The organism is Brevibacterium sp. Marseille-P9724 (assembly GCF_902500275.1).
Taxonomy (GTDB): domain Bacteria; phylum Actinomycetota; class Actinomycetes; order Actinomycetales; family Brevibacteriaceae; genus Brevibacterium.
The window spans coordinates 26,934-42,945 of record NZ_LR722994.1 but is presented as its reverse complement, the minus strand read 5'-3'; the positions used below and the strand labels follow the sequence as shown (position 1 = coordinate 42,945).

15 protein-coding genes are annotated in these 16,012 nt (G+C 63.4%); 10 read left to right on the top strand and 5 right to left on the bottom strand.

The window, feature by feature from the left end:
* The first annotated feature begins 6 nt into the window (after positions 1-6).
* The 3 genes from GC119_RS07255 to cydC are packed head-to-tail and all read left to right on the top strand — an operon-like array spanning position 7 to position 5,912.
* On the top strand, positions 7-1,578 hold the full coding sequence (locus tag GC119_RS07255) for a cytochrome ubiquinol oxidase subunit I (RefSeq protein WP_151952793.1): 1,572 nt from the start codon (positions 7-9) through the stop codon (positions 1,576-1,578).
* 9 nt (positions 1,579-1,587) lie between these two features.
* Positions 1,588-2,625, top strand: a complete 1,038-nt coding sequence (gene cydB, locus GC119_RS07250; protein ID WP_070572347.1) for a cytochrome d ubiquinol oxidase subunit II — start codon at positions 1,588-1,590, stop codon at positions 2,623-2,625.
* Complete coding sequence (cydC, locus tag GC119_RS07245) at positions 2,622-5,912, top strand: thiol reductant ABC exporter subunit CydC (RefSeq protein WP_226829350.1); 3,291 nt, start codon at positions 2,622-2,624, stop codon at positions 5,910-5,912. Before cydB ends, cydC begins: the two co-directional genes overlap by 4 nt.
* 87 nt (positions 5,913-5,999) lie before the next feature.
* Here the strand turns inward: cydC and sepH are convergent, their stop codons facing one another.
* The gene (gene sepH / locus GC119_RS07240) at positions 6,000-7,046 is read right to left on the bottom strand and encodes a septation protein SepH (RefSeq protein WP_151952792.1); all 1,047 of its coding nucleotides are present in this window, start codon (positions 7,044-7,046) and stop codon (positions 6,000-6,002) included.
* A 99-nt stretch (positions 7,047-7,145) separates the two neighbouring features.
* Between sepH and GC119_RS07235 the strand changes: the two genes are divergently transcribed.
* Positions 7,146-8,258, top strand: coding sequence for a ferrochelatase (locus GC119_RS07235; RefSeq protein WP_070572351.1), 1,113 nt, complete (start codon positions 7,146-7,148; stop codon positions 8,256-8,258).
* A 97-nt stretch (positions 8,259-8,355) separates the two neighbouring features.
* Here GC119_RS07235 and GC119_RS07230 read toward each other — a convergent pair whose 3' ends face one another.
* Positions 8,356-8,580: a hypothetical protein gene (locus tag GC119_RS07230; protein ID WP_070572982.1), complete on the bottom strand. Its 225-nt coding sequence runs from the start codon at positions 8,578-8,580 to the stop codon at positions 8,356-8,358.
* 225 nt (positions 8,581-8,805) lie between these two features.
* Here GC119_RS07230 and GC119_RS07225 point away from each other — a divergent pair, with 225 nt between their 5' ends.
* On the top strand, positions 8,806-9,105 hold the full coding sequence (locus GC119_RS07225) for a DUF4193 domain-containing protein (RefSeq protein WP_070572353.1): 300 nt from the start codon (positions 8,806-8,808) through the stop codon (positions 9,103-9,105).
* 93 nt (positions 9,106-9,198) lie between these two features.
* Here the strand turns inward: GC119_RS07225 and GC119_RS07220 are convergent, their stop codons facing one another.
* Positions 9,199-9,657 (bottom strand): DUF3093 domain-containing protein, encoded by a 459-nt coding sequence (locus tag GC119_RS07220; RefSeq protein WP_151952791.1) that lies wholly within the window; start codon positions 9,655-9,657, stop codon positions 9,199-9,201.
* A 90-nt stretch (positions 9,658-9,747) separates the two neighbouring features.
* Between GC119_RS07220 and dut the strand changes: the two genes are divergently transcribed.
* The 3 genes from dut to GC119_RS07205 are packed head-to-tail and all read left to right on the top strand — an operon-like array spanning position 9,748 to position 11,305.
* Positions 9,748-10,215: a dUTP diphosphatase gene (gene dut / locus GC119_RS07215; RefSeq protein ID WP_070572355.1), complete on the top strand. Its 468-nt coding sequence runs from the start codon at positions 9,748-9,750 to the stop codon at positions 10,213-10,215.
* Entirely contained in the window at positions 10,216-10,965 is a 750-nt protein-coding gene (locus tag GC119_RS07210; RefSeq protein WP_070572356.1) for a DUF3710 domain-containing protein, read from the top strand.
* A 55-nt stretch (positions 10,966-11,020) separates the two neighbouring features.
* Positions 11,021-11,305, top strand: a complete 285-nt coding sequence (locus GC119_RS07205) for an OB-fold nucleic acid binding domain-containing protein (RefSeq protein WP_141759533.1) — start codon at positions 11,021-11,023, stop codon at positions 11,303-11,305.
* Here GC119_RS07205 and GC119_RS07200 read toward each other — a convergent pair whose 3' ends face one another.
* Both GC119_RS07200 and GC119_RS07195 read right to left on the bottom strand, forming a co-directional pair.
* Positions 11,306-11,959 (bottom strand): potassium channel family protein, encoded by a 654-nt coding sequence (locus tag GC119_RS07200; RefSeq protein ID WP_151952790.1) that lies wholly within the window; start codon positions 11,957-11,959, stop codon positions 11,306-11,308.
* An 11-nt stretch (positions 11,960-11,970) separates the two neighbouring features.
* Positions 11,971-12,648, bottom strand: coding sequence for a potassium channel family protein (locus GC119_RS07195; protein WP_070572362.1), 678 nt, complete (start codon positions 12,646-12,648; stop codon positions 11,971-11,973).
* A gap of 38 nt (positions 12,649-12,686) precedes the next feature.
* Here GC119_RS07195 and GC119_RS07190 point away from each other — a divergent pair, with 38 nt between their 5' ends.
* The gene (locus GC119_RS07190) at positions 12,687-14,705 is read left to right on the top strand and encodes an APC family permease (RefSeq protein ID WP_226829348.1); all 2,019 of its coding nucleotides are present in this window, start codon (positions 12,687-12,689) and stop codon (positions 14,703-14,705) included.
* Positions 14,702-15,985, top strand: coding sequence for a class I SAM-dependent RNA methyltransferase (locus GC119_RS07185; RefSeq protein WP_151952789.1), 1,284 nt, complete (start codon positions 14,702-14,704; stop codon positions 15,983-15,985). Before GC119_RS07190 ends, GC119_RS07185 begins: the two co-directional genes overlap by 4 nt.
* Positions 15,986-16,012: the final 27 nt, after the last annotated feature.

The following is a 16,012-nucleotide window of genomic DNA, read 5'->3' as shown; positions in this document are numbered from 1 at the left end:
GCGATTGTGGATCCGGTGCTCATCGGCAGGTGGCAATTCGGCATCACCACGGTCTATCACTTCTGGATGGTTCCCCTGACCCTCGGTTTGGGTCTGCTGGTTGCAATACTCCAGACGATGTACACCCGTACCGGTGACGAAAAATGGCTGCGCGCAACCAAGTTCTGGGGCAAGCTGTTCCTCGTCAACTTCATCATGGGTGTTGCCACCGGCATCGTCCAGGAATTCCAATTCGGCATGGCCTGGTCGGAGTACTCGAAGTTCGTCGGCGACGTCTTCGGTGCGCCTCTGGCCATGGAAGCGCTCATCGCCTTCTTCCTCGAGTCGACATTCCTCGGCCTGTGGATCTTCGGCTGGGGGCGCCTGTCCAAACGAGCCCACCTGACGGTCCTGTGGTGCGCTGTCATCGGCGCATGGATCTCGGCGTATTTCATCATCGTCGCCAATTCCTGGATGCAGCACCCGGTCGGCGTTGAAATGGTCGACGGCCGCCCCGTCATGACCGACATCTGGGCTGTTCTCACGAACAACACGGCAATCGCCGCATACACTCACACTCTTGCCGGTGCGCTGGCCTGCGGTGCGGCTTTTATGCTGGGCATCGCCTGGTACCACCTGTACCGGCGCCGCAAGGACGGCATCGACACGGTCGATGAGAAGGGCCGTGTCGTCGTGGGCGAAGACCTCGCTGTTCCCGGCCGCGACAAGAAAGACCACGCCGTGTGGATCAAGTCGCTGCGGATCGGCGGCTGGGCTGCCGTCATCGCCTTTGTTGCGGTTGCCATCACCGGTGACATCCAGGCCAAGCTCATGTACGAGCAGCAGCCCATGAAAATGGCGTCGGCGGAAGCCGCCTGCACCGACGGCACCTCGTTTTCGGTGCTGACTATCGGAATTCCCGACTCGAACCACTGCGATGACACGAAGACCCTCATCGAGGTTCCGGGCCTGCTGTCGTTCCTCGTCCACACGAACTTCACCGACGAAGTCCCCGGCGTGCAGACGCTGCTTCCGGAATACGAAGAGAAGTTCGGCGGAGTCATCCCGGATGACCCCATGTACCGCGACTACGCGGGGCAGAAGGTCGACTACCAGCCGCTGATGATCGTCACCTACTGGGGCTTCCGCTTCATGATCGGCTTCGGCTCACTCGGGGCGCTCTTTGCGGCGTACGCTCTGTTCGCCACTCGAAAGGGAACCGTGCCCAGCTCGAAGTTCCTCGCACATCTGTCGCTGTGGGGCATTGCGGCACCGTTCATCGCCAACTCAGCAGGCTGGGTGTTCACCGAAATGGGCCGACAGCCCTTCGTCGTAGCACCGAACATGGGCGAGGACGGCGTTGACGGGGTCATGCTCTACACAGCAGCGGCGATCTCGCCGTCCGTGTCAGCCGGTGCCATGCTGTTCAGCCTGGTTGCCCTGACCCTGCTCTACGGCGGTCTGATGGTCGTCGAATTCATCCTCATCATCAAGTACGCCCGCGGCGGTGTCGCGGCTGCTATGCCCGAACTCGAAACTTCGGGCCGCAAGCCGAGCGCCGAACACGAAGACGACGACGTCCTGTCGTTCGCCTACTAAGGAGACGCTGTGGAAGCCCTTTCAACTCTGTGGTTCATCCTCATCGCCGTCCTGTGGACGGGGTACCTCATCCTCGACGGCTTCGACCTGGGCGCGGCCATGATGATGAAGACCTTTGCCAAGAGCGAAAAAGAACAGCGTGTTCTGCTCAATTCCTTCGGCCCGGTCTGGGACGGCAACCAGGTGTGGCTGTTGACCGCCGGCGGTGCGACGTTCGCCGCGTTCCCGCTGTGGTACGCCTCGCTGTTCTCCGCCCTGTATGTGCCGCTGACGCTCGCGCTGCTCGCACTGATCCTGCGCGCTGTCTCGATTGAGTATCGCGGCAAAGTCAACTCGCAGCGCTGGCGCAACACCTGGACTTGGTTCCTGTCGCTCGGATCGGCCGTTGCAGCTTTCTGCGTCGGCGCGATGCTGGCGCTGACGACCACCGGCATGCCGATCAATGACAACGGCGACAACGTGGGTGGGGCGTTTGCGTGGGTCAACGTCTACGCGATCGTGGGCGGCCTGGCCATTCTCGGCTTCGCCTACCTTCAGGGTCTGCTGTTCACGGCCCTGAAGACGCACGGCGAAATGCGGGTCCGGGCTCGGGCGCACGCCAAGAAGCTCCTGCCGCTGCTGGTGCTGTTCGCCGCGGTGTGGGTGCTCATCGTCCAGTTCAAGTTCGGCAATATCGCCGGCGCTGTAATCATCGGCGCCGCGGTGATCGCGGCTGTTCTTACGTGGGTGAGCATCGGGGAGAACACCGAACTGCGCGCTTTCCTGTTCAACGGCATCTTCCTCGCAGCCGGTGTGGCAAGCCTGTTTGTCAACATCTATCCGCGAGTGCTGCCGTCGACGCTCGACGACGCCCACTCGCTGACCGTCACTTCGGCTTCTTCGTCGGATTACACGCTCGGCGTGATGCTCATCGTCACGGTGATCTTCCTGCCGATCGTTCTGGGCTACACCGTGTACTCCTATCGCGTGTTTGCCCGCCGGATTCACGAAAAGCACCTGCCTCCGGCACACAGCGTGCCGGTGGCGATAGCAAGTCACCACGCGTGAGTTCACCGTGGGCTCCAGCGTCCGCCGTCCCCTCGGGCCGGCGGGCGCTTGGGGTTCTTGTGGGTGTGGCCGCGGCCAAGGCGCTGGGACTTGTGCTCATCGCCGAGGCCGCTGCCCGCGGCGTCACCGGGGTTATGGCAGGCGGCGATGTTTCGCTCGCTGTTCTTCTGGGCGTCCTGGGCGCTGTGGTGCGCGGGGCTGCCGTGTGGGCGCAGCGGGCCGCCGGGGCGCGTGCCGCTGTGGGCGTCAAGACGGCTCTGCGCCGGAAGCTCATCGGTCGTTCTCTGAGTTCCGGCGGTCGGGATCTTGATATTGACGATGGCGCTCTCGTTGTGACCGCTACTCGCTCTCTGGACGATCTCGACGACTATTTCACGGGTGTTCTTCCCTCCCTGACGGCGTCTGCGGTCATTCCGTTTGCGGTTATCGTTCGCATTGTCTTCGCTGATTGGGTTTCGGCGCTCGTGCTGGTCATCACCCTGCCGCTCGTGCCGGTGTTCATGATCCTCATCGGCCGCTATACAGAGGAGCGCGTCGGGCAGGCGCTGAAGTCTCTTGACCGTCTGTCGGACAATTTGGTTGAACTGGCGCGCGGCCTTCCGGTGCTGGTCGGCTTGGGGAGGGTGCGCGCGCAGACGGAGGCGCTTGTGCGCATCAGCGAAAGCTACCGGCGCACCACCATGCAGACGCTGAAGGTTGCTTTTCTTTCCGCCTTGGCTCTCGAGCTCATTTCAACCCTCTCGGTTGCTCTCGTGGCCGTTTTCATCGGTGTGCGCTTAGTCAATGGCACGCTGGAGCTCAGTGCTGGTCTGTTCGCTCTGGTGCTGGCTCCCGAGGTGTTCTTGCCTCTGCGTCAGCTGGGGGCGGCATTTCACTCCACTGAAAACGGCTTGGCAGTGTTCGACAGGATTCGGAGTCTGCTTGCCACTCCAGCATCTGTCGTATTCGGCTCTCGCGGTGACGATGCTGATGTTCCGGCACGGCCAATCCGCTTTGCCGAGGTGTCGGCTGCTTACGGGGACTGTGCTGCTCTGCCGCCGGTCTCCGGTGAGATCGGCTCCGGCCTGACTGTGCTGACCGGGGTTTCCGGTGCCGGGAAGTCAACATTCCTGGGCGTACTGGTCGGCATTGTGCGACCGGGGGAGGGCACCTCGGTCACGGGCAGCCTCGCGGGAGTTCCGGACTCGATTGCGTTTGCCTCGCAGAGTCCGCGCTTCTTCGCTTCGACGGTGGGCGAGGAGCTGCGCCTGTTCGGCGGTGATGATGTTGACACCGCCGCCCTGAAAGAGCGCGCGGCTCTCCATGTGGATGATTCTGCCGCCGTCGACGCTCTCAGCCCCGGGGAAGGACGCAGACTGTCTTTGGCCCGCGCCTTTGCCCGGGTGGACTCAGGCGCCCAGCTGTTGATCGTCGACGAACCGACGGCCCACCTCGACGGCTCATCGGCAGCCCGCATCCGGCAGGAGCTGCAGACAATCAGCGAGGTCTGCGCGGTCATCGCAGCAAGCCACGATCCCGCGCTGATGGCAGTGGGAACGCGCCTGCACATCGGCGAAGCGGCTCAAGGCTTCAGCGCGGCCTCTCCCGCAGTCGAACCGGTCCAGTCGCAGCGGCACACAGACCTTGACCGCAGTGCAGAAGATATCCGCTCTGCTTCGACGTGGCAGCTGCTCAGACGCGCTGCTGATGCGGTTGGCTTTGCCACGGTGCGCTTTTGGCTGGGGGTTCTGTCGGCCGTGGGCGCTGTGGCAGCCGGAACGGCACTGACGGCAGTTTCCGCATGGCTCATTGTTCATGCGTCCTTTCAGCCGCCCATCATGTATCTGCTCGTGGCGATCGTCGGGGTCCGGTTCTTCGGCCTGAGTCGTTCGGTGCTCACCTACGCCCACCAGCTCAACCTGCACCAGGCGATTCTGGGCAGGCTTGCCGTTGTGCGCCGACATCTGTGGCAGACCTTTGCGCGCGAGGGAACAGCCAACCGCGCTGTCGCCCGCAGCGATGTCGCTCTGCGCAGGCTTGTTTCTGATGTCGATGACATCCGCGACTCAGCGCCGCGGGTTGTGGTTCCGCCGATTGTTGCACTCATCATCGGTGCGGCCGCCGTCGTGGTCTTCTGGATATTCCTGCCCGCCGCGGCGCTGGCCCTGGGCGCAGTTCTCGTGCTTGCCCTCATTGCGGGCCCAGCCGCTGCGCTCATTGCAGAGCGCAGGGCCGGTGTGCAGCGTCTGGAGCACCGCGCTCGTGTGCTCGGCAAGCTCACCCGACTGCTTGCTGCGAAGACGGATCTCATCGCCAACGGCAAAGCCCGTGAAGTGGCTGATCAGGTGATTGCCGAAGACGAGCGGGTGGGCGCCCTTGAGAAGCAGATCCTGCTGTCGTCAGGGCTCGGCGAGGCGATTGTGACTTTCCTGCTGTCAGCCTCGAGTGCGCTGATGCTCATCATCGCCGGTCCCGCGGTTGTCACCGGCACAATCTCGCCGGAAGCCCTGGCGATTCTCGTGCTCGTGCCCCTTGCCCTTATTGACGCCTACCTCGATTCCCTCCGGGCGGTTCAGCAGTGGCCGGCACTGGCATCTGTGCTGCAGCGTGTGCCGGAGCTCGGTGATGGGGAAGAGGGTGAGGGCCGAATGCCCCACCCCGTGGGCTCGGTCAGCAGTGCGCAGCTGCGCGGTATTCGCGCCTCCTGGCCCACCGGACCGGTGATTCTCAGCGGAGTCGACGCCGATATTGCCCGCGGCAGCTGGACAACGATCACCGGGCCGTCCGGTTCGGGCAAAACGACGCTCGTGTCCGTCATACTGCGGTTCCTCGACCCTGAAACGGGAACGTACACGGCAGACGGGGTGAATCTGCTCGAAGCCGGGCCGGAAGACTTGGCAGGCACAATCGCCTGGTGTCCGCAGGAAGCCCACGTCTTCAATTCGAGCCTGCGCGCGAATCTGCTCATTGCCCGCGACCGCAACGACCGGCCAAGTGATGACGAGCTGCTTGAGACGCTGCGCCGAGTGGGACTGGACGATCTCGTGCGCGAACGCGGCCTGGACGCGGTCATCGGCGCCGGCGGCGAATTCCTCTCCGGCGGTCAGCGCGGCCGACTCGCAATCGCCCGCACCCTGCTGACCGGTGCTGATGTGATTGTCATTGACGAACCGACCGCACACCTCGACATCGAAACCGCAGAAGCGCTCATGGGCGACCTGCGGGCAACCCTGACCGATCGCGCTGTCGTCATGGTGACCCACGAACAGCGGTGGGTCGAAGCTGAGGATCTGCGCGTGCGGCTGTAGCCTCGCAGCAGAAACAAGCCTGCAGACAGCAGTGAACGCCGCGAGCACCCGGCCTGCGGCGTTCACTGCTGAAAGGTGTTGTCAAGCTCAGTCGCGCTTCGTGCCGAACATGATCTCGTCCCAGCTGGGGACTGAAGACCGCCCGCGCCTAGCCTCTTTGTGATCGTGCCCGGCAGCCGAGGCTGGGTCTCCTCCTTCAAAAACACCCGGCTCGTCCAGCAGCGACGGCTGCGCGTCACCGGGTTCCTCTTCCTGGGGGTTCACGGCGAGCACGGAGTCGTCATCGGCTTCTTCCGGCCGTGACAGGGCCGTGTGCGCGCCGTCGGGTTCGGTTTCGGGCATTGTCGGCACCGAGCGCAGGCCGGTGGGCGTCTGCGCCGCATCGGCTTCCTGTGTGCGGGCGCGGCGTCGGCGCAGACTTTCGAGAATTCTGCCGGTTTCCGCCTGGTGATCGGCGGACTTCGGGGTTCGATCTTGATCTTCGAAGTTGAAAACACGTTCGTCGGGGCTGCCGAAGTTGGGAATCGGGCCGGAATCAGCAGGCCCCGCTTCGGACAGCCAGCGCGCATCGTCATCGACCGCGTGGACATTGCGCTCACGGTATTCCCAGCGCGCGGTCTTCTGCGTGCCTCGGACTTTGAACGCCAGTTCGACGTTCCACACGCCCTCGTCAGACCTCCACGCGTCCCACTCGAGGTTGTCGGTGTCAGCGCCGCGCTTCTCCAGACGCTCCGTGACGACCTCCCGCAGCGGGCGGGGAGTGTGATCACGGCTGCCGTCTTCGTAGACGGGACTCTGGCCGGCACTGTGGGCGATGTGGCGGCGCTCAGCCAGAACAGGCTGCTCAAAGGCCCTGATATGGTCGAGGTCTCCGCCGGTGGCATCTGCGACTTCCTCTGCGGTCATACCGGAGCGGATCATCGCCTGAATGGCTTTGGGCCTCAGCTGACCACGGCCGTAGGTGCGGGTCGCCTGCTCGGTGCGCAGGCGGCGTACAGCGGCAAGAAGTTCGTCGTCGACGGGGAGCCGATATTCGCCTCCCTGTGCATCGCGCAGAACGAGCGCACCGGACGCATCGGCTGCGTGAAAAGACAGTTCCGTCACTCGAATCACACCTTCCTTAAGCCGTTCCATGGTTTCACGGTGCGCCGCCGAATGGACTGATCAGCCGCGGCGAGTCGCCAAGCCGCGGCAACCCGCCAAGCGCTGAAAGCGCCACGGTAGACTCAGCACATGACCTCATCTTCGGTTTCTCCCTTCGATTCGATCGTCCTCATGTCCTTCGGCGGACCCAACAAGGCTGACGAAGTCGTTCCGTTCCTCAAGAACGTCACGGCCGGCCGCGGCATCCCCGAAGAGCGTCTCGAAGAGGTGGGTGAGCACTACTACGCCTTCGGCGGCAAATCGCCTATCAACGAACAGAACATCGCCCTGCTCGAAGCTCTGCAGAAGGAAGTCCGCGCCCGCGGAATAGACGCTCCCGTGGTGTGGGGCAACCGCAACTGGGATCCGTACCTTCAAGACGTCCTGCGTGAGCGCGCCCAGGCGGGAGACTCCCGGTTCATCGCCGTGACGACATCGGCCTACTCCAGCTACTCATCGGATCGCCAGTACCGCGAAGACTTCGCCAAGGCCAGCCAAACGCTCGCCGACGAAGGGACCGATGTCGAGATCGACAAGATCCGTCAGTACTACAACCACCCGGGGTTTGCTGACACCCAGGTGAAGATTGTGCGCGAGGCCCTCGCCGAGTTCGCACAGAAAGTCGGCGGCCTCGATCCGGACAAGCATCGACTTCTGTACGTCACGCACTCAATTCCCGACACCATGCAGGCGGCTTCGGAAGTCCGCACGATCGGCTATGAAGCTCAGCACCGGCAGCTCATGGACTATGTCGCATCACAGCTGGGAGGTGAACAGCCGCTTCCGCAGGAGCTCGTGTTCTGTTCGGAATCCGGTCCCGCCCACATTCCGTGGTCGCAGCCGGACATCAACGACCGCATGGACGAACTCGCCGAAGACGGTGTGACCGGCGTTGTCGTGGTTCCGATCGGCTTTGTGTCGGACCACATGGAGGTCGTCTACGACCTCGACACAGAAGCGAAGGAAACTGCTGAAAAGCACGGGCTCGCATTTGTTCGAGCCGCAACCGTCGGCACTGATCCGGTGTTCGTCAGCGGTCTCGTCGATCTCATTCTGGAACGTGCGGCGCAGGTTCGCGGTGAGGAGGTCAGCGCACCGGCCGTAACGGAAGAAGGTCCGCTGATCTGCGGTTCCGGTGCCTGTGCCGTCGACTGCTGCCGAGGTCGGGTCGACAAGCCGACTATGCCGAACTGGGCTGGATGATCACGGCCCGGGCATATTCGCGGCGCTGAGAGTTCACGCCTGCGTGCGAGCGCCGAAAAAGGGGCGGCCAGGGCCGCCCCTTTCGCCTTCGAGGACGTCAGTCCTCTGGTTCGTCTATAACCGGTATCGTGCCGGTCTCTGCAGCGAGGACCTTCTTCAGCTCTGACGTGTCGAGATCGTTTTCGCCGGCGATGTTCACAGTATCGCTCAGCTCTTCGATCAGGGCCTGTTCGCGGAACTCGTCGCCAGCTTCCCTGGCTTGTGCGAGCTGTTCGCGCAGAAGCCCGACTTTGTTGTCGAGCCCTTCAGCAAAACCTGACATGGGGCCTCCCTTCTCAAACACAAGCATCATCGGCATTCTGCATGAACTCAACATGAACGCGATGCTGTGTGAGCTCCAAACTATCAAAGTGGGGAAAAATAACAGGAACCACCTGCGCGGCAGTTGCGCAAAAGCGAATGAGGGTGCATTATTCGGGATGACCTGCACATGAGCCGGGTCATTCACAGACCTCAACCAGACGCCGCCGGAGTGTGACCAGTACAAATGGCAACCGACTACGACGCCCCGCGAAAGCAGGATGACGAGATCAGCGCTGACTCCATCGAGGAGCTCAAAGCGCAGCGCAATCAGGCGCAGGCCAGCCAGGTAGATGAAGACGAAACGGCGGCAGCCGAAGATTTCGAGCTGCCGGGGGCTGACCTTTCAAACGAAGAGCTGTCAGTTCGTGTTCTTCCGCGCCAGAACGACGAATTCACCTGCATGGAGTGCTTCTTGGTTCGCCACCGTTCGCAGTTGGCAGAAGACAATGACGGCGTTCTGATCTGCTCGGACTGCGCAGGCTGAGCACACCCGTACGCTGACAGCAATGCAGACGACAGCGGGGCTGAGAACAGATCTGTTCTCAGCCCCGCTGTCGTCTGCCTGGCTTTCGGATGCTCAGGAGCTCAGCGCTCGTGCCAAAGCCGCGGGCCGTTTGGTTGACACAACCCAGTACGGTGTCGGGTCTGCGGGGTCGTTGATGTGCACCCTGACGGCCTGTTTGACCCACGGGCGGATCATAAGAAAAGCACGGGCATCAAGCTGCGGTCCGCGGGCCTGGAAGGCGGCGTCGGAGTCCAGCGGCTCGACTTCGGTGATGTAGCTTCGCTCAATATGAGCTCGACCCGCGTAGAAGTGCGTGTCGGTCACGAGGATTTTCGCTCCCATTGACACCAGCCAGAAGGCGGCGAGTGCGAACACGACGGCGGGCACGACTATTGCTCCGATGTGCCACACGGGGTAGACCATGGCGGCGGTCATCGACGAAAGGAACAGCGCTACAAACCACCACGTGATCGTGGGCGAGAGCTTCTCGACATAGGCGACGCCGTGCGTCGCAGACGCGGGGGAGTTCATGCGCACCATTGTCCCATGTGCCTGCTGCGCGGTTCGTCAGGCCGCTTCCCGAGGTGGCATCGGCAGGCGCTAAGCACTAGAGTCCTGCCCGTGGTTGCCAATATCGTTCCCGTCCAGCTCAAGGTTCTTGATCCGGGCCTTCCTCTGCCCGGCTATGAGCACTCCGGTGATGCCGGCTGCGATCTGATCGCCGCCGAAGACTTCGTGCTGCAGCCGGGGGAGCGCCGCCGCGTGCCGACTGGCATTGCCCTGGCGATCCCGGAAGGATATGCGGGATTCATTCACCCCCGGTCGGGACTGTCATCCAAAGCGGGCGTGACTGTCATCAATGCGCCGGGAACTGTCGATGCGGGCTACCGCGGCGAAATCCAGGTGCCGCTGGTCAACCTCGACCCCGATACGTCCGCAGCGATTTCGCGCGGCGACCGGATTGCCCAGCTCGTCATCCAAGAGGTCTGCCGGGCAGAGTTCGAAATTGTCGATACCCTGTCATCAACCGACCGGGGCAGCTCCGGTTTCGGATCGACCGGCGGATTCACCCACAACGAGGAGCAGTAGATGTCATTCTTCAGCCGTTTTCGCAAGGCCAAGCCGACAGACGAACAGATTGAAGAGCCGGTCAGCAGGAGGAGCGCCGCCGCTGACGAAGCGGCTGAAGCCGATGCCGATGACGACTTCAAAGCGAAAGAAGGACCGCGCGACCGCGCCCAGAACGGCCCGTGGGACTCATCCGAAAAGGCCTCGGACGTCGACCGCCTGGACCTCGGTGCCCTCAAAATCCCCGTGTACGACCAGATGCAGGTGCAGTTGGAGCAGACGGAGGACACGCGCGAAGTCGTCGCAGTGACACTGGCACACAAAGGCGGAAACCTGCAGCTGCAGGCCTTTGCCGCTTCTAAGGCGGAGGGACTGTGGAGTGACGTGCGCTCACTGACAGCGGACAACATCAAGCAGGCCGGCGGCGTGGCGGCCGAGCGCTACACCAACTTCGGCATGGAGCTGCACGCAAAAGTGCCGGTCAACCACGAAGGAGAAGACGCGTCCTCTCTGCGCCCGGTGCACTTCATCGGCATTGACGGGCCTCGCTGGTTCCTCCGGGCAGCTCTGACGAACGCCGCAGTAGAGGAAAGCCCAGCGCGCGAAGAGCTTCGCGCGGTTCTGCGCGGCGTCATCGTCGATCGCGGTGAAGAAGCGCGGCCTCCGCGTGAGCTTCTGATGCTCACCCCGCCGAACGCGCAGCCTCAGGCGGAAGAATCAGACGGCGGCGATCCGCTCAATCCGGGTCCGACAATTGCCGAAGTCCGCTGACTGCGCGGCCCGTTCGGCTCGTGTCGCCGAACTGTCGCGCTTGACCCGGACCTGTGTGCCGATCAGCGAGATCGCCGACCGCGACACCGCGTCCGTGGCGGGAACAATCCGATCAATCACCCGGTCGGCGCACGGAGCGAACCCGACGTTCGACTGCATTGTCTCTGACGACACCGGCGAGGTGCGCGTGCGATTCCTGGGTGTGCGGGAAGTCTCAGGGCTGCTGCCGGGCCGCCCAGTGGCAGTGCACGGCAAGTTCTGCCTGCTGGGCGGCGAAATGGTCACCCTCAGCCCTGCCTACACCCTGTTGCGCAGGGTGCCGCTGAGCGCAGTTCGCTGATCAGCGAGTCATAGCCGTCAGCTGCGAATGCAGCTCCGGCAGGGTTAAGAAGTACAGTTCGTCGCCGGCGATGAGCGAATCATCGGCGTCGGGAGCAAAGGCGCGGCCCTGCCGGACAAGGGCGACGAGCACAGTGTCCGCCGGCCACGAAGTGTCGCCGACGCGCTGACCGGCGATGGCGGCGGTTTCGTGCAGCGTCACCTCGACCAGCGAAGCACCGCCGCGCTGCAGGTTCATCAGCTGCACCAGGCCGCCGACCTCAACTGCCTCCTCTACCAGCGCTGTGAGCAGACGAGGGGTGGAGACGGCAACATCGACGCCCCAGCTGTCGTCGAACAGCCATTCGTTGCGAGGGTTGTTGACTCGGCTGACAGTGCGGGGGACACCGAACTCGGTTTTGGCCAGCAGGCTGAGAACCAGGTTCGTCTTGTCATCACCGGTCGCTGCGACGACGACATCGGCGTAGTCGAGATTGGCCTCGGCCAGACCGTCGGGTTCACAGGCATCCGACAGAAGCCACTGAGCGCCGGGTACGAGATCTCTGCGAATGGCGTTCTTGTCCTTGTCGATGAGCAGGACGGTGTGTCCGTTCTCCAAAAGCTCACGGGCGACCGAATTGCCCACCGAACCGGCTCCGGCGATGACGACCTTCATGGTGATTCCTCTCAGTCCTGCTGTCTGTACGGCTGTGCCGGGGGTGCGTCCAAAATCCGCTCAATGTCGTCGAGGTCGTCCATCCGCGACATGATGTGCACCAGGTCGCCCTCCTGGAGGAGTGTGTCCCTCTGCGGAAGAATGCCCTCTCCCGAACGGGTGATGAATCCCACGCGGCCCGGCACGGCCTCTTCGATTTCGAGAACGGAGTGCGATACCCACGCCGGGTGGACATGCACTTCTGACAGGCCGATCTGCCCGGAAGGATCGCGGTACTCGTTGACGGACCCCTGGGGGATCAGCCGGCGCATCATCTGCTCGGCCGTCCACCGGACTGTCGCCACGGTCGGCACGCCCAGCCGTTCGAAGATCTGTGCTCGTTTGGGGTCGTAGATGCGCGCGGCGATGTTCTTCACGCCGAAGGTTTCGCGGGCGACGCGCGCGGCCAAGATATTCGAATTGTCGCCAGAGGACACCGCGGCGAAGGCATAGGCGCCGTCCACTCTGGCGCGTTTGAGGACATCGCGGTCAAAGCCGACGCCGGTGATGGTCGAACCGGCGAAGTCCGGTCCGAGCTTGAGGAATGCATCGGGATCCTGGTCGATGACAGCGACCGTGTGTCCGCGACGGTCGAGCGTTCTGGCCAAGAGCGCGCCGACGCGCCCGCAGCCCATAATCACAAAGTGCACGGCCTTCGCCTTCTTCGCATTTGACTACCATGGGGGCCGTGGCAAGCAGTTTTACCTATGCGCTCAAGCGCGCAGTCGTTGGACGGCCGTTTCGCAGTGACCACTTTAGACGCGAAGCGCTCCCAAAGCGCCTCGCAATGCCGGTTTTCGCTTCGGACATGCTGTCGTCGGTTACCTACGCACCGGACGAGATACTGCTTGCCCTGTCGACATCGGGGATCGTGGCGATCACCATTTCGCCGTGGATCGGCCTTGCCGTCGGCGCTGTCACCCTCATCATGGTGCTGTGCTTCCGGCTGACGCTGCGCGCCTATCCGGCAGGCGGCGACTACTCGGTTGTAGCCCAGAACCTCGGAGCGCGTCCGGCTCGCCTCGTGGCCGCCGCCCTGCTTGTTGACTTCGTCCTCACACTGTCGGTGTCGATGGCGGTGTTCTCCGGCTTCGTCGCTCAGCTCATACCGCCGCTGCGCAGCTACACGGTGCTCATTGCGCTTGCTGGGGTGGTCACGGTGTCGCTGTTCGGCCTGCGCGGCTGGAAGGGGGGCCGGACCCTCATGGCGGTGCCGACGTACACGTTCATTGCGCTTGTCTTCATCATGCTGGCCGTGGGCTTCGGGCGGATGTTGGCGGGCGATCTTCCGCAGGCTGAAACCGCCGGGTTCACTCTGGAGCCGCTGGCCGGTGTGGATACCGCGATGCAGGGTCTGGCAGCGGTTTTCATTGTGCTGCGGGCCTTTTCTTCCGGGGCCGTGGCTGTCGCCGGCATCGAAACGGTGGCGTCTGCAGCTGCGAAGTTCCGCCAGCCGCGCGGGCGCAACGCCGGCAATACGCTGCTCATCACCGGAGCGCTGTCGGCGACGATGCTCGTGGGGCTCATGTGGCTGGCCTCGGCGCTGGGCATCAAATACGCGGTCGATCCGGAGGCACAGCTTTTTGTGGACGGTCACAGCGTTGGGCCGGACTACGTGCAGCACCCCGTGGTGGGGCAGATGGCCGAAGCCGTCTTCTCCTTTTCGCCGATTCTCACCGCAGTTGTCATCGTTGTGTCTGCGCTCATCCTCCTGGTGGCGGCGAACACTGCGATTGAGGGATTTCCCGTTCTGGCTTCGCGCTTGGCTCGCGACGAGCTGCTTCCCAAGCAGATGGCCACCCGCGGGGACCGCATGACGTTCTCCAACGGCATTCTGGTGCTGGCGTGCGCATCCGTGCTCATCATCCTGATCACGGACGCTCAGCCCACGAAGCTCATCGAGCTGTATCTGGTGGGCGTGTTCCTGTCGTTCTCTCTGGGGCAGCTGGCCATGGTCCGCCACTGGAATCACATTCTTCGGCGCACCGTTTCCGGACCGAAGCGCACCAAAATGCTCATTGCGCGTGTTGTCGGGCTCATCGGAGCGATTCTGGGGCTGACGGTGCTCGTGGTGGTCATCATCACGAAGTTCGTCGGCGGGGTGTGGATGGCGCTCGTGGCGATGCTCGTGCTCTACGCCGTCATGGGCGGCATCTTCCGCCACTATTCGACTGTCAACCGGGATCTGCGCGTCGATCCGGAAGACACCGATGTGCGCCGTCTTCCAGCAGGCACCCGCGCGGTCGTCATCGTCACGAGCATCAACAAGCCCGCTCTGCGCTCGGTTGCCTATGCCCGCGCCAGTCGTCCCACTCAGCTGGAGGCTCTTACGGTTGCGGTCAATGCCGATGCGGTCGATGAAATCCAAAAGCAGTGGGACGCGATGGAGCTGACAGTTCCGCTGACTATCATCGATTCGCCGTTTCGCGAACTCATCCGTCCGATCATGCGGCACGTGACGACGCTGCGCCGGCGCCACCCCCAGGACCTCATCATCGTCTACATTCCCCAGTTCATCGTGGGCCGCTGGTGGGAGTCGCTGCTGCACAATCAGACGGTTCTGCGGCTGAAGTCCTTCCTGGCCTTTCTGCCCGGTGTCGTCGTTGCGACCGTGCCGTGGCGTTTGGAGTCCTTCAACCGCAACCAGGTTGTGCTGGAGAGTGCGGAGGGCAAGATCGAACTGTCTGACATCAGGATGAAGAAATGACCAGCCAGCGTCCAGTGGTCGGTGACCGCCGTGTTCTCGTGCCCGATGCGCCTGCCGCCGGAGCAGCGGCCGCTGCCCGCACCGAAGATGGGGTCGTCTTCGTCGACGGTGCGCTGCCCGGCGAAACCGTCGAGGTGGAGCTGACTCAGGTGAAGAAGCGCTTTGCTCGCGCTCGGGTCGTCTCGGTTCTCGAGCCTTCGGCTCATCGCGTTCCCGACAGGCTGGCCGCCTGCGGTGCCGCAGGAGTTGGCGGGACGGAGTTCGCCGCTGTCGATCTTGCGTATTCGCGCAGGCTCAAAGCCGAAGCCGCTCGGCAGCAGCTGGAAAGGATCGGCGGCATCGAATGGGACCTGCGGGTCAGCCCGCTGCCGCGCGAAGCGGATGGGGGCTCCGGAATGGATTGGCGCACCCGGGTTCAGCTTGCTGTGGGGTCAGACGGCCAGCCTGGTCTGCGAGCCGGGGGATCGCACCGGGTTGTTCCCGTATCCCGCATTCCGCTGGCTGTCCCAGAGCTCAATGACCTGGGCCTGCACCTGCAGACCCTGCCGGGTCTGTCACGGCTGGAGCTCGTCGCTTCGGCTTCAGGCGGTGCGATCATCGCCGTGGGAGCACCGAAAGGCGCTGTGCTCAGCCGACTCAAAGAGATCGCTGCCGCACAGCCTGGCGGCTGGTCTGTTCTGCTGCGCACAGAGGGCAAGCGCAATCGCGGCCGCCCAGCACCCCCGCAGATTCTTGCAGGTACTGGGCGGGTGCGCGAAGAGGTCCGCGGCCAGCGCTTCGGGCTGGCCGCCGATGGCTTCTGGCAGGTGCACGTCGAAGCAGCAGATGTCCTTTCGGCACAAGTCCTCGAATTGGCGGACAGCCCCGATAGGGCACTTGATCTCTACTGCGGTGCGGGACTGTTCTCGGTGTTCCTCGCTTTGTCGGGGGCCAAGGTCACCGGGATCGAAGGATCGCAGGCGGCGATTCAGTCCGCCAGAGCCAATGCGGAGGGCCTGCCGGCGAAGTTCGAAGTCGGGCGCATTGAAAAGCTGGGCATGCTGCCGGCAGCGGACACCGTCGTGCTCGACCCGCCGCGAGCGGGTGCCGGAGAAGACGTCGTCAACATGATCGGCGCCTCGGCGGCGGAAAAGGTCGTCTATGTCAGCTGTGACGCCGGGACCTTCGCGCGTGACGCACGCGGTCTTCTCGACTGCGGATTTGAGCTTGTGCGCCTGGAGGGGTGGGACGCGTTCCCGCTGACGAAGCACACCGAGTTCACCGCCGTATTCTCCCGCTGAGACCAGGCGCGACAGCCCCGCCCCGGT